Consider the following 12,996-nt stretch of genomic DNA (forward strand, 5'->3'; position numbering starts at 1 on the left):
GCCCGCTCCGCAAACAGCCGTTTACCGCTCCACTTGCCGATGACACGCGTCCGCCATCTGAACGACAGCTTCTACACCGGTCTGGTCTGGTTCCGCCGCGACCTGCGTACAACCGACAACGCCGCGCTCTATTACGCGCTCAAACATTGCGAGCGCGTCTGGTGCGTGTTCGTGTTCGATACGACCATCCTGCAACCGCTCGTCGACAGGTGGCAGACGCGCCATCCGGGCACGCAGGCGCAGGACCGGCGTGTCGAGTTCATTCTTGGCTCGCTGCGCGAACTCGACGAAGCACTGCGCGCGCAAGGCGGCGGCCTCGTCGTGTTGTATGGCGACCCGGCGGATCTCGTGCCGAAGCTCGCCGATCAGCTTCACGTGGACGCGGTATTCATCAACCACGACTACGAACCCGCCGCCATCGAAAGAGACGACACGGTGCGCGAGCGCCTCGCAGAAACGGGCCACGCGTTTCGCACGTTCAAGGATCAGGTGATTTTCGAGCGCGCGGAACTGCTGACCGGTCAGAAGAAGCCGTTCACCGTCTTCACGCCGTACAAGAACGCCTGGCTCAAACAATTGACGAGCTTCGACCTGAAGCCCTACCCGGTCGAAACTTACGCGACCCGTCTGGCCTCGTTGCCGCCGGCCCTGGACCGGCAGCTGCCGACGCTCGAACAACTCGGCTTCGCTCCGGGCAACCTCGCGGAACTGGACTTGCCCACGGGCATGAGCGGCGCACAGCGGCTGCTGGACGACTTTCTGACGCGAATCGACAGCTACGCCGAACGGCGCGATTTTCCGGCCGTCAAGGGTCCGAGCTACCTCTCGGTGCATTTGCGCTTCGGCACCGTATCGATCCGCACGCTCGCGCGGCTCGCGCATGAAATGTCGCTACAGCCGGACGGCCGTGGCGCGGCCACGTGGCTGTCGGAACTTATCTGGCGGGATTTTTACTTCATGATCCTTGCGCATCACCCGAGGCTGGCGGGCGGCGCGTCGTTCAAGGAGGAGTACGACCGGCTGCGGTGGGAGCAGGGTCCTGAGGCGGACGCCGCCTTCGCCGCGTGGTGCGAAGGCCGCACGGGCTACCCGCTGATCGACGCCGCGATGCTGCAACTGAACCGCACCGGCTACATGCACAACCGCCTGCGCATGGTGACGGCGAGTTTTCTGGTCAAGGATCTGGGTGTCGACTGGCGGCTCGGCGAGCGCTATTTCGCCGAACAATTGAACGACTATGATTTCGCCGCGAATAACGGCGGCTGGCAGTGGGCGGCTTCGACGGGATGCGATGCGCAGCCCTATTTCCGCATCTTCAATCCGATCACGCAGTCGGAAAAATTCGATGCCGACGGCCGGTTTATCAAACGCTATCTGCCGCAACTCGGCAAGCTGCCGGCGAAATGGATTCATGCGCCGTGGCTGGCAGGCCCGCAACGGCTGGCGGAATTCGGTGTTGCGCTGGGCGACAACTACCCGGCCCCGATTGTGGACCACGCGCAGGCAAGGGCGCGGACGCTAGCCCGTTTCGGTAAGTGAGCACACGCTCACAGAAGTGCAACAATCCGCATGGAGAAGGGCTGCGCATGAGCCCGGGGCGCAGAAGCGAAACGCTCGCACCCTGCACCGGCGTCTATTATTACCGCCGATGCTTCGCTGAAGACGCTCAGCTTAGTGCTGGCTCATCCACGACGGCTGGCGGAAGTTCGTTTCGCGATCCAGCTTGCGCATGCGGAATTCCAGGTCGTACAGGTCCGTTGCTTCAGCGAGGAACGCGTCTGCGCGCTCTTTGGCGAGTTGTTCGGGCGACTTCGTCAGAAACAGGAACAGGCGGGTAAGCAGGTACATGGTCAACCTCGACAATGAGTTTAGGCGTTAACGCCTAAGGGATAACCCGTATTATAGGGAAAACCCTAGGAACGCGCCAGCACTCATTTCGAAGTGTTGCTCAAACGTCACCGGGCGTAGAACCAAGGTGCCGCGCCGCTTTCCTCGACACCTGCCCCCACGCGCCGCTGGTGCTTGAAGAATTCCCAGATCATGGCGCTCGCGTCCGGACCTTTCGACGAATGGAACGGCACGGCGTCGTCGCCGCCGGCCCACGCGTGCGCGAGCCCTTGCACGCGGCACACGCGCACCACGCGCCGCCCGCTGCGGAAATAGTCGCGCATCGTCACGCCGCCTTTGCGCTCTTCGCGCAACTCGCCGGCTTTGCGCGCGCCGGTCGGATCGATCATCCGGTTGAGCCGCAAAAATTGCGTCGCAAGCTGGTCGGCATTGACCGGCGCGACTACATGGTCGGCGTCGCCGTGGATGATTATCGCCGGCATGCCGGGGTAATGCGCCACATCGGCCACCTCGTCGACGAGTTCGACCGCGTCGCGCCGCGCCCCGCGCCGCATCACGTCCATGGCGGTGATGCCGGAGCGGGCCTCGCCGAAAGCGGGCCCGGAATGCAGCGCAACCGCCGCGAAGCGCTCCGGAAAATGCAGCGCCAGCAGCGCCGTCAGCCCGGCGCCGGCCGAAATTCCGGCGACGTACACCCGCTCGCTGTCGAACCCATGCTGGGCGACGAGCGCATCGACAAGCGACACAACCGCGCGCGCCTCCGCGCCGCCCGCGCTTTCGCCTGCGTCGTACCAATGCCAGCAGCGGTGCGAATGCGCGTGCTTCGACTGTTCCGGATAAACCACGGCAAAGCCGTAGCGGTCCGCCAGCACGTTCATGCGCGTGCCTTGGGCAAATTCGTCGATGGATTGCGTGCAGCCGTGCAGCATCACGACGAGCGGCATGCTGTCGAGCGCATGGCCCGACGGCACATACAAACCATATTGCAGATGATTGACGAGCCGCCCGGGCGCCGCGGGCGCCGAATGGAACGAGCGCGTCCACGCGCCGCTCGCCCACGCCGCCGCGCGCGGACGAACCCGCGATTCGCGCGCGCTCGGGCGCGGCGCCTCGCGTTTGGCCGGTGCACGGAGCGCCGCGGACTTGAGCGGGCGCACTTTGGTCGACGGCTTGCTGGTCGCCGGACGGGCTGGGCGCGTGGTAGTGCGCTTCGCGGTCTTCTGCGCGTGCTCGGTTTGAATCGCCAGCAGGCGCTTCAAACCGCGAAGCCAGATGTTCGATAGACTTTTTGCCATCGGCGCAAAACCTCGCAAAAAGGGGCAGGATGATGGGGCGAAATATGCTTCTTGTGCAATGCACAATAACATCAATCCGCACGCTATGCAGGACGCTTCAAACGAATTCCGCCGCTGCCCACCGTGCCCGTCACCGGCCGCCAACGGGCCGCCGCCAGCCCGCCGCAGGCTACCCGCCACAGCCGCCCATTAACCTTGCCGGCGCGCCGCCACCTAGGGGCGAGCCGCCCTGAGCTGGCCTCAGCTGCCCTGTTAGCAAGCTAACGTCCCGCAGCAAAAAGCTTTTTTGCCCGGCGCCAGCCGTGGGCACAGCCCGTCTATACTGGCGGTTATCCCGGCGCGTCGGCGATTCATGCTGTTCGCGCGTTGCAGTGTGATATCAATAATTCTATGCGGCTCTGATCGCCTGTCCCGATGCCCGAATTGTCCGACCACCTGTGGTACTCCATCACCAGCCTCGGCGGCGCCGGTATGACGCTGCCGCTCGCGTTCGCCATCGCGCTGTGGCTGGCGGTCGGCTACACGTGGCGTATGGCGGCGGGCTGGCTGCTGTTGCTCGGCGCGGCCATCGGGCTCGTTACCGTCACAAAGCTGGCATTTCTCGGCTGGGGCGTGGGCGTGCGCGAGCTCGATTTCACGGGCGTAAGCGGCCACGCCATGCTCTCCACGGCGGTGTATCCGGTCGCCCTGTTCCTGATTCTGCTGCGAACGCATCCCTCCGTTCGGGTGCTGGGCGTGCTGCTCGGCCTCGTCGCCGGTATGGCGGTGGGCTTGTCGCGCGTCGTGCTGAGCGCGCATTCGCCTTCGGAAGCCATCACCGGCTGTCTCGTCGGCGCGCTCGCTGCGCTGCTGTTCGTGCGGATGGCGTGGAAGGCCCAGCCCGAGCGCCTTTCCGCGTTTCCCGTCGCGGTGAGCCTGATGGTGCTCGCTGTGTTGATGCACGGCGTGCATGTGCCGACGCAGCGCTGGGTGACCCACATCGCGCTGAAAGTGTCCGGCCATGAGCGGCCGTTTATCCGCGCGAAATGGAAGGCCGTACGCGACGTCCGGCCGGCCGCCGCCCCGCTCTCGCAAACGCGCAACACCCTCGCGCCGCCCGCTTCCCTTTACGTGTGAATCTTTTTGGCGGTCCGGCTTGCGCCGCGGTATTTGACCGGCCGAATGTCCGTCATGCCTGCGCTATAACCTCGTGTATATTACGATAGACGTTTTAACCACCGCTCCGGCGCGCGCCGGACTTTCACACGTTCATGACACCGTCCCGCCATCTGCTGAAACAAGCGCTATGGGCCGCCGGCGCTATTTGCCTTGTCTTTAGCGCCAACGCACGCGCCGGCGAGCTGGTTGTCTCGGCCGCCGCCAGCCTGACCAACGCATTCAAGGCCGTGAGCGAAGCCTTCGAGAAGCAGCACGCGGGCACCAAGGTGCTGCTCAACTTCGGCGCTTCCGACGTCCTGATGCAGCAGATCGCCAAGGGCGCACCCGCCGACGTCTTCGCTTCCGCGGATCAGAAGGCCATGGACAAAGCCGCCGCCGAGAAAGTCATCGTGCCGGCCACGCGCCACGATTTCGCGGCCAACTCGCTCGTGCTCATCGTGCCGGCAGACAGCCGTTTCGCGCCGTCGAGCCTGAATGAACTGGCGTCGTCGAACGTCAAGCGGATTGCTTATGGCGATCCGGCGTCCGTGCCCGTCGGCCGCTACACGCAAGGCGCGCTGCAAGCGGCGGGCGTTTGGGACGCCGTGAGCGCGAAGGCCGTGCTCGCGGCCAATGTGCGTCAAAGTCTCGATTATGTGTCGCGTGGCGAAGTCGACGCCGGTTTCGTCTTCGGCACCGATGCCGCCATCGTGCCCGGCAAGGTGAAAGTGGCGCTGAGCGTGCCGACGCAAACGCCGATCACCTATCCGATCGCGCAAGTGGAAGGCAGCCGCCACCCGGCGGACGCGCAGGCCTTCGTCGACTTCGTGCTGTCGCCGGCCGGTCAGGCGGTACTCGCAAAGTACGGCTTCAAGCCGGCTCACTGATCCACACACGCCGACGCGACCGGAAAAATCATGCAAGACGCCTGGATCCCGCTCATGCTGTCACTGAAAGTGGCGGGCTGGGCGACCGCGCTCAATCTCGTGTTCGGCATCGCGGCCGGTTTCGGCTTGTCGCGCTGGCGCTCGGGCGCGCGCGACGTGGTGGATTCGCTGCTGACGCTGCCGCTCGTCATGCCGCCTACCGTGCTCGGCTACTACCTGCTGGTTCTGCTCGGACGGCGCGGCGTGATCGGCGCCTGGCTCGACCGCTTCGACATTCAGCTGGTATTCACGTGGCAGGGAGCGGTGATTGCGTCTACGGTGGTCGCGTTTCCGCTCGTGCTGAAGTCCGCCCGCGCCGCCTTCGAAGCCGTCGATCCGCAACTCGAGCGTGCCGCGCGCACGCTCGGCGTCAGCGAAACCGCGGTGTTCTTTCGCGTGAGCCTGCCGCTCGCCGCGCGTGGCATTCTCGCGGGCGGCCTGCTGGCGTTCGCCCGGGCGCTCGGCGAGTTCGGCGCCACGCTGATGATCGCCGGCAATTTGCCGGGCCGCACGCAGACGCTGTCGGTGGCGGTCTACTCAGCCGTGCAAGCCGGCGACGACAGCACCGCGAATTTCCTCGTGATCCTGACTTCGGTGACGTGCGTCGTGATCCTGCTGCTCGCCGGGCGGCTCGTGCCGCAGCGCACGCTTCTGGTTTCCCGCTGACATGCCGCTTAACGTCGACATCCGCAAAACATTGGAGAGCGCCGAGCGCCGCTTCACGCTCGAGGTCGCGTTCAATGCGAGCACGCAGCGCGTGGTGCTGTTCGGCCCGTCGGGTGCGGGCAAGAGTCTGACGCTGCAGGCTGTTGCCGGTCTGCTGCGTCCCGACGAAGGCACGATCGCGCTGCACGGCCAGACGCTTTTCGACAGCTCGCGCGGTATCGATCTGAAGCCGCAGGCGCGCCACGTCGCGTATCTGTTTCAGGACTACGCGCTCTTTCCGCATCTGAACGTGCGTCAAAATATCGGCTTCGGCTTGCAACGCGGCTGGCTCAATCCGCGCGCGCGCAATCGGGTTGCCGAGGTGGATTACTGGCTGGATGCACTTGAAATGCGGAGCGTGGCCGGCCACTATCCGGCGCAGCTTTCCGGTGGACAGAAGCAGCGCGTGGCGCTCGCGCGGGCGCTCGTCGCCCGGCCGCAACTGCTGTTGCTGGACGAGCCGTTTTCCGCGCTGGACAGCCACTTGCGCCAGCGCATGCGGCAAGAGCTGTCCGAGCTGCAAACCCGGCTTGATATTCCGATGGTGTTGATCACGCATGATCCCGACGATGTCGCCGCCTTCGGCGATCAGATCGTGCAGATCAGCGACGGTCGCGTTCGCGAGCATCAGGCCTTCAGCGGCTATGTGCGCAGCGAGACGTGAGATCGAACGGGCGCCTCTGCCCTTTCGCTATCCTCGCGCTAGCGGCTTCAGTCCTTCACCCCCAGTATCACGCTCGATGCCTTGAACGCCGCGACGGCGCTGGCACCTTCGGCAAGACCGAGCGAAGCGGCGCTCTGATTCGTGACCACGGCGGTGACCACCGCGCCGCCATCGAGCACGAGCGACACCTCGGCGTTCACAGCGCCGCGCTTCACGCTCTGAACCATGCCCCGCAACTGATTGCGCGCCGACAGTTTGAGCGGCGCGCCGCCTGTGTCTTCGACGAACAACACAACCCACGACGCCTTGATCAGCGCGAACGCCGCCGCGCCCACAGCGAGGCCGAGCGCCTCCGTGCTTTCGTGCGTGAGGACGGCGACGATTGTGTGGCCGCCTGGCAGCGTGAGCGAGACCTCGTCGTTGATCGAGCCGCGCGTGATGTGAGAGACGGTGCCATAGAGCTGGTTGCGCGCGCTCGTCTTCACACCGATGCGGCCGATCAGATCCCAGTCCGTCGCGAAGCCTTCAATGGCCGCGCCCGCGCGCTCCAGAAACCGCCGATGCTCGCGCTCCACCGCGCGGAAGGTGTCGATCAGCTTCTGCGCGCGCGGAGTGAGCGTGGTGCCGCCGCCGCCCTTGCCGCCCGTGAGCCGCACAACGAGCGGCTCGCCGGCGAGGTTGTTCATTGCGTCGACCGCGTCCCACGCGCCCTTGTAGCTCATGCCGACGGCTTTGGCGGCACTAGTGATGGAACCCGTCTCGCCGATCGCCGCCAGCAACGCGATTCGCGACGCGCCGCCGAGCGTGTTGGCGCCGGCCTGAAACCACACAGAGCCGCCGAGTTCCAGCGGCTCGCGAGATGAATCGTTGCTCTCTGATGCCATGGCGGGCACGGTCGCGAAATGATTGAAGGACAGCGAATCATTATAGCGACCGGCCTTCGCGCCCCGCGCTCGCGGCCAATCCGACAGCGCCGGCGCCGGCGTTCATGCCGGCGCGCTGGCTCAAACCGCGTACTGCGCGATTCCATTACCGAACGACCAGTTCTCCTTCTGCACTTCGACGAGATTGATCAGCACGTCCTCGCGCCGCAGTCCCGGCGACTCATGCAACTCGTCGACCATGCGCTCGTAGAGCGCCTTCTTCTGCTCGAGCGTTCGGGTGTTGCTCACGGTGATCTGGATCATCACGAGGTCGTCCGTTCGCTGGATGTTCAGATACTGGCTGTCATACACAAAATTGCCGGCGTCGTGCTCGGTGATCAGCATGAAGATGTCGTCCTTCGGCACATTGAAGGTCGCGACGAGCGCGCGCTGAATGCTGTCCGTGAGCGCCTTCCGGTATTCCACGGGCTTGCCGGCGCGCAGAGCGATGCGGGTAAAAGGCATGACGGTTTCCTTCGAGGTGGTGAAAAGATGCCCACAGCGTAGGCGCGCGCGGTCATAATGAACAGACATTGCTGGCTATTTCATCTATGTTGAACTGAAATGAAAGTGCTCGATCTCGATGCTGTCCGGGCGTTCGTGCTGGTGGCCGATCTGTCCAGCTTCACGCGCGCCGCCGACGCGCTCGATACCACGCAGTCCGCCGTCAGCCTCAAACTGAAGCGGCTGGAAGCCTATTTGGGCAAGCAATTGCTGGAGCGCACGCCGCGCGTGGTGCGCCTTTCCGTCGACGGCAAGACGTTTCTCGGCGCCGCGCGGGAACTGCTGAGCGCGCATGAGCGGGCGCTGGGATCGCTTTCGGTGGAACGTCGGCGGCTCGCGCTCGGCCTGAGCGAACACGTCGCGGGGCCTGACCTGCCGCACTTGCTGGCGCGCCTGAATGCGCACGATCCCGCGCTCGTGGTGGAACTGCATCTGGGCACGTCCGCTGCGCTGCTGGCCCAGTTCGACGAGCGCCGGCTGGACGCGGTGATGGTCCGCTACGGCGCGGACGAACCGCCGCGCGAGGACGCCCACGTGTTGTTCAGCGAACCGCTCGGCTGGCTCGCGACGCCGGCATGGATGCCGCGCGTCGGCGAACCTTTGGCGCTCGCGCTGCTGAGGCCGCCCTGCAATGTGCGCGACGTCGCGCTGCGCACGCTGACGGAAGCGTCGGTGGCATGGCAGGAGGTGTTTGTCGGCGGCGGCGTGGCGGCTGTCGGCGCGGCAGTCGCGGCGGGACTCGCCGTGTCGCCGCTCGCGCGCAGAGTGGCGCCGCGCGGTTTGGTCGATGTCGGCGCGCGGCTCGGCTTGCCGCCGTTGCCCGACTCGCGCGTGACGCTGCACTCGCGCGTGCGCGACGAGCGCTTGAAGGAAACATTGCGGCTGGTGACGAGCGGCCTAGGGGGTGGTTAGCGGGCAGTTAGCGGGCAGTTAGTGGGCGGTTAGCGGGCCTTAGCGGGCGGCCAGCGGGCGTTGGCGGGCGGCCAGCGGGTGTTAGCTGCCGTTAGCAGGCAGTTGTTAGCGGCGTTTGGCGGACGATTAGGTCCGCAGGCAGTTAGGCGCATTCAGCCCCTCCGGCCGCAGCGCCGACGTTCGAACCGCTGCGCGGCTCGGCAACTCAGTGCAGGATCGGCGGCAGCGAGCCGCTGCGGGCTGTCGCGGGGTTGGCCGCGGCGTCTGCCTGATCGGCTCTGGCAGGAGCGGCAGGAACCGCCGGGGTCGGCTGCGGTGCCGTGCCTTTCGCCGTTGCACCGGTCGTCATCGCACCGCCGTGCGCTGCGCCAGCCTGCGCTGCGTCCGCATGTGCGGCTTTTGAGGAGTCCGCAGCAGACCTGCCCGCATGTGCGGTTTTTGCAGCTTCCGTATGGGACTTGTCTGCGTGAGCAACAGCCGCGCGCTTCTGCTTTGCGTCGTGAACCGCACCGGGGCTTTCATGGCCGGGTCGCGTCGCCGCCTGCTTCAACCCTCTTTTGCCTTCGACCGGAGGGCCGGCGCAGATGCCGCAGCGTGTTTCGCGGCAATCTTCGTGTTCGCTTTCGACGCGGTCCGCGCGCCGCTTGCGCCCTGCCCCTGCGCCGCGCCGCGTCCGGCATGCGCGCCCACCTCGGGCGGATTCCACACCTCGGTATAACCGTTGGCCATGGCCGCGCCGGACGCACACCACACCGCCATGGCCGTTGCTACTGCTCGAAACCACATCTGCTGAACTCCCATGCCTTTCCGTCGATAGAGCGAGCCGGGATTATATTCCCTTGCAAAAATCCGAAAATGGACTAGCATAATCAATAAGTACATTTAAGGACTTACCCGCTCATGGCTCACGCCGCCCGCGCCACTCAGTCTGAGGCGCCGATTCGTCGGCCGCTTTCGGAACCCTCCTTTGCGGAAATGTCCGCAGCGGGGTTGCGCGCATTCTTCAACATCGCCCGAGACTGGGACTTGAGCGCCGAGGAGCAAATCGTTCTGCTCGGCTCGCCGGGCCGGTCGACTTACTTCAAATGGAAGTCGGCGCCGGAAACGGCGCGCCTCGCGCGCGACACGCTGGAGCGTCTGTCGCTGCTACTTGGCATCTACAAGGCGCTGCAAATCCTGCTGCCGCAGCCCAGCGCCGCGGACAGCTGGATCAAGCGGCCCAACAGCGCGCCGCCGTTCGGCGGCCGCCGCGCGCTGGACCGCATGCTGGCGGGCAACATCAGCGACCTCGTGGCCGTGCGCCAGTATCTCGACGCCATGCGGGGCGGCTGGGCGTGACACAACCGCATTGGCAGGCCCGTTGGCGCAGCGCGCCGCTCGATTGGACGCCCGCGTATCGGGTCATTCCCACACGCTTTCCGGCCGTCAATCTGTTCGACCGGGTGGCATCGGCGGAAGATTTCGACGCGCTCTATGCGCTCGAATCCATGACCAACGACCGGCTGCGCACGGAAGTCGGCGAACTCGATCTCGTGCCGCGCGAAGAACGCCGCTTCGGGCCGGGCTATGGGCCGATCATGGCCGCGCTTACGCATCTGAATCCGCTCGGCAGCCGCTTTTCGGACGGCACCTACGGCGTGTTCTATTGCGCCCGCACGCGCGCGACCGCTATCGCCGAAACGCGCTATCACACGGGCAAATTCATGGAAGCCACCGCCGAGCCGCCCATGCGCCAGCAAATGCGGCTCTATACGGTGGCGGCACAAGGCGACGTGGTGGACCTGCGCGGCGATCCGAAGCTGGACCTCGCGGTGCTTTCGCCGGACGACTACCTCGCCGGTCAGTCGCTCGGACGCGCGGTGCGTGAAGCGGGCGCGCCGGGCATTGCGTATCCGTCCGTGCGCGATCCGGAGGGCGAATGCCTTGCAGCCTTCAAGACCACGCTGCTGCGCGACTGTCATCACGCGGCTTATCTGGAATACAACTGGAACGGCACGAGCGTGGATATGGTGTTCGAGCTGAGCCAGGTCGGCTGAGCGCGTTCGCAAGCGGGAACAAGCGGGAATCAGGGCAGCGCCAGCGCCGCGGCGCCTTCCGCGCGCGCTTCTTCCACGGAAATGGACCAGCGCCGCAGCGCCCTCGGCTCGACGAGCGTGAGCCGGCCGCCGGGCCCGAAGGCGCCGGTGTCGATAAAGACCTGCGAGCCGATCTGCTTGATGTCGCGCATCGGCGTGTGGCCGCAGTAGGTCAGCGACAAACCGCGCTGCCGCTGCGGATCGCCGTTGCCCATGGCAAGCTCGCGTCCCCACAGCAATTGCTGACGCGTTTCGGCGGAAAAATTGCCGGCGTCCAGTTCGGCGTCGGTGCCGAAGAATTCGGCGTGCAGAACATTGAAGCGCTCCGGACCGCTGCCGACCACGCGCGCCAGCGGCAACGTGCGCAGCCGCTCCGCATAGCGACGCAGGCTCTCGTCGGGCAGATTCGCCGCCCACGCGCCGCCAATGCCGTACCACCACTGACGCCGCAAGCGGCCGTCGGCCACGGCGCACAGCGCGTCTTCGTGATTGCCCAGCACAGCGAAGAACCATGGTCTGTCGAGCAGTGCGAGCGCCTGTTCGGAATGCTCGCCGCGGTCCACCAGATCGCCCACCGAGAAAAGCCGGTCGCAGGCGGGATCGAATGAGACGAGGCGCAGCAGATAGCGCAATGCGTCGACACAACCGTGCAGGTCGCCGACGACGAAGTCGCGCCCGCTCCGGTTGGCCGGGTGATGCTGAACAGAGATGTCGAGTACGGAGGCCATAAGCTCATGATAATGCGCGATGCCGGCTACGTATGCGCGCTGCCTCTCGTAGCGCCGCAATCGAAAGCGCAAAGTTGACACAGAATCACGCGAAAACAGCGCATTCCGGGAAAATCTTGCCGGAAATGGGGCGCTCCAAGGCGCGTCCTTTGCTGGCTTCGCAAACTGCCAATGCCGCTTGCGAGCGCGGCAAGCGGCGCTCGCGTATGGCGGCTCATACACGAATTTGACGAGCAGGCACGAATGAAGTTGCGCATGCACATGCTGGCGCCTGCATTCCGCTTTCGGTTGAAAGGAGCACGCAAGGCCGTTGCGGAACACTATGCGTGCGCTGCGCTCGCTCTCATAGGGTGCACGGCGCGTACGCGTAGAATCCGCGACACCTGAGCGCCTCACTGCCCACTCCATGTTCACCAAATACTATCCGCAGACGCTTCGCAACCGCCCGCGCATGCTGATCGCGCTCGTGTTGGGCGTCGTGGCTGCCGCGTTGATGCCCGCGCACATGCGCCCCATGGTCCGTGTGCTGGTCGGCTGGGACACCACGGTGTGGAGTTATCTTGTGCTGATCTGGGCACATATGGCCGCCGCAGACGAGCACCGTGTGCGCGAATCCGCTCGCCGCGACGACGAGAACGCGGGCGTCGTGCTGTTCGTGATCTGCGCGGCCACGATTGCCAGCATTGTCGCGATCGTGCTCGAGCTCGCTTCAGCGAAGGGCACTGCAGGCGCGTCGACGGTATGGCACTACACGCTCACCGGACTCACGCTCATCGGCGCGTGGTTCATGATTCCCACCATCTTCACGCTGCACTACGCGCGGCTCTATTACGACACCGACGCAAGCGAAACGCCACTGCTCTTTCCCGATCAATCGCTCGTGCCCGACTATTGGGACTTTCTGTACTTCTCGTTCACCATCGCCGTGGCTTCGCAGACATCCGATGTGGTGCTGCGCTCGCGGACCATTCGCCGGGCCGCGCTCGCGCAATCCATTCTGTCGTTCTACTTCAATGTCGCGGTGCTCGGCTTGTGCGTGAACATTGCGGCCGGCTTGCTCGGCTCGTGATTTCAGACGCTGGGCGGCGGCGTCGTCGCAGCGGTAACACGTCCTCTCTCACGTCGGGTCCCGTGTAAAACGCGGACCATAGCGGCCCGTTTTACACGGGCTCGCACCCTCTCGCAGCGTCGCGCGCCGATCTTCGCCGCACCCTTCCTGCAAGGGCACCCGCAGCCCTCGCACGCTCGCCTGGCCCCGCTCACTGGCACAGGCTTTGCT

15 protein-coding genes are annotated in these 12,996 nt (G+C 65.4%); 9 read left to right on the forward strand and 6 right to left on the reverse strand.

All coding sequences use genetic code 11. The annotated features are described in order from the left end of the window. The first annotated feature begins 39 nt into the window (after positions 1 to 39). A complete protein-coding gene (locus HV711_RS23020; RefSeq protein ID WP_035478967.1) occupies positions 40 to 1,539 on the forward strand; it encodes a cryptochrome/photolyase family protein in 1,500 nt (499 codons plus the stop codon). A gap of 132 nt (positions 1,540 to 1,671) precedes the next feature. Here the strand turns inward: HV711_RS23020 and HV711_RS23025 are convergent, their stop codons facing one another. Both HV711_RS23025 and HV711_RS23030 read right to left on the reverse strand, forming a co-directional pair. Beyond that, positions 1,672 to 1,848 carry a DUF3563 family protein gene (locus tag HV711_RS23025; RefSeq protein WP_013591413.1) on the reverse strand — a complete coding sequence of 59 codons (177 nt, stop codon included), beginning with the start codon at positions 1,846 to 1,848 and terminating at the stop codon, positions 1,672 to 1,674. Between the two features lie 107 nt (positions 1,849 to 1,955). Then, positions 1,956 to 3,143, reverse strand: coding sequence for an extracellular catalytic domain type 1 short-chain-length polyhydroxyalkanoate depolymerase (locus HV711_RS23030; RefSeq protein ID WP_035478970.1), 1,188 nt, complete (start codon positions 3,141 to 3,143; stop codon positions 1,956 to 1,958). Between the two features lie 414 nt (positions 3,144 to 3,557). Between HV711_RS23030 and HV711_RS23035 the strand changes: the two genes are divergently transcribed. The 4 genes from HV711_RS23035 (at position 3,558) to HV711_RS23050 (ending at position 6,575) form a co-directional block, all read left to right on the forward strand. Continuing rightward, positions 3,558 to 4,259 (forward strand): phosphatase PAP2 family protein, encoded by a 702-nt coding sequence (locus HV711_RS23035; RefSeq protein ID WP_035478971.1) that lies wholly within the window; start codon positions 3,558 to 3,560, stop codon positions 4,257 to 4,259. A gap of 134 nt (positions 4,260 to 4,393) precedes the next feature. Next, the gene (gene modA, locus HV711_RS23040) at positions 4,394 to 5,167 is read left to right on the forward strand and encodes a molybdate ABC transporter substrate-binding protein (protein WP_035478973.1); all 774 of its coding nucleotides are present in this window, start codon (positions 4,394 to 4,396) and stop codon (positions 5,165 to 5,167) included. A gap of 30 nt (positions 5,168 to 5,197) precedes the next feature. Further along, entirely contained in the window at positions 5,198 to 5,872 is a 675-nt protein-coding gene (gene modB, locus HV711_RS23045; protein ID WP_035478975.1) for a molybdate ABC transporter permease subunit, read from the forward strand. A 1-nt stretch (position 5,873) separates the two neighbouring features. Further along, on the forward strand, positions 5,874 to 6,575 hold the full coding sequence (locus HV711_RS23050; protein ID WP_035478978.1) for an ATP-binding cassette domain-containing protein: 702 nt from the start codon (positions 5,874 to 5,876) through the stop codon (positions 6,573 to 6,575). A gap of 47 nt (positions 6,576 to 6,622) precedes the next feature. Here the strand turns inward: HV711_RS23050 and HV711_RS23055 are convergent, their stop codons facing one another. Further along, positions 6,623 to 7,459 carry a TOBE domain-containing protein gene (locus tag HV711_RS23055; protein WP_035478979.1) on the reverse strand — a complete coding sequence of 279 codons (837 nt, stop codon included), beginning with the start codon at positions 7,457 to 7,459 and terminating at the stop codon, positions 6,623 to 6,625. 120 nt (positions 7,460 to 7,579) lie between these two features. Then, positions 7,580 to 7,963, reverse strand: coding sequence for a tautomerase family protein (locus HV711_RS23060; protein ID WP_028362139.1), 384 nt, complete (start codon positions 7,961 to 7,963; stop codon positions 7,580 to 7,582). A 99-nt stretch (positions 7,964 to 8,062) separates the two neighbouring features. Here HV711_RS23060 and HV711_RS23065 point away from each other — a divergent pair, with 99 nt between their 5' ends. Then, complete coding sequence (locus tag HV711_RS23065) at positions 8,063 to 8,914, forward strand: LysR family transcriptional regulator (RefSeq protein ID WP_035478982.1); 852 nt, start codon at positions 8,063 to 8,065, stop codon at positions 8,912 to 8,914. 546 nt (positions 8,915 to 9,460) lie between these two features. On the opposite strand, the gene HV711_RS33540 is transcribed toward HV711_RS23065, so the two are convergent. Further along, positions 9,461 to 9,700: a hypothetical protein gene (locus HV711_RS33540; protein WP_244142721.1), complete on the reverse strand. Its 240-nt coding sequence runs from the start codon at positions 9,698 to 9,700 to the stop codon at positions 9,461 to 9,463. A gap of 114 nt (positions 9,701 to 9,814) precedes the next feature. On the opposite strand from HV711_RS33540, the gene HV711_RS23075 reads away from it, so the two are divergent. Then, positions 9,815 to 10,252: an MbcA/ParS/Xre antitoxin family protein gene (locus HV711_RS23075; RefSeq protein WP_028362142.1), complete on the forward strand. Its 438-nt coding sequence runs from the start codon at positions 9,815 to 9,817 to the stop codon at positions 10,250 to 10,252. Next, positions 10,249 to 10,950, forward strand: a complete 702-nt coding sequence (locus tag HV711_RS23080) for an RES family NAD+ phosphorylase (protein ID WP_035478984.1) — start codon at positions 10,249 to 10,251, stop codon at positions 10,948 to 10,950. The genes HV711_RS23075 and HV711_RS23080 overlap by 4 nt, the downstream gene beginning before the upstream one ends. 29 nt (positions 10,951 to 10,979) lie before the next feature. Here the strand turns inward: HV711_RS23080 and HV711_RS23085 are convergent, their stop codons facing one another. Continuing rightward, positions 10,980 to 11,717, reverse strand: coding sequence for a metallophosphoesterase (locus tag HV711_RS23085; RefSeq protein WP_014972764.1), 738 nt, complete (start codon positions 11,715 to 11,717; stop codon positions 10,980 to 10,982). Between the two features lie 406 nt (positions 11,718 to 12,123). On the opposite strand from HV711_RS23085, the gene HV711_RS23090 reads away from it, so the two are divergent. Beyond that, positions 12,124 to 12,786: a DUF1345 domain-containing protein gene (locus HV711_RS23090; protein WP_035478986.1), complete on the forward strand. Its 663-nt coding sequence runs from the start codon at positions 12,124 to 12,126 to the stop codon at positions 12,784 to 12,786. The last annotated feature ends 210 nt before the right edge of the window (positions 12,787 to 12,996 follow it).

The sequence above is a fragment of the Paraburkholderia phenoliruptrix genome (assembly GCF_902859825.1).
Taxonomy (GTDB): Bacteria; Pseudomonadota; Gammaproteobacteria; order Burkholderiales; family Burkholderiaceae; genus Paraburkholderia; species Paraburkholderia phenoliruptrix.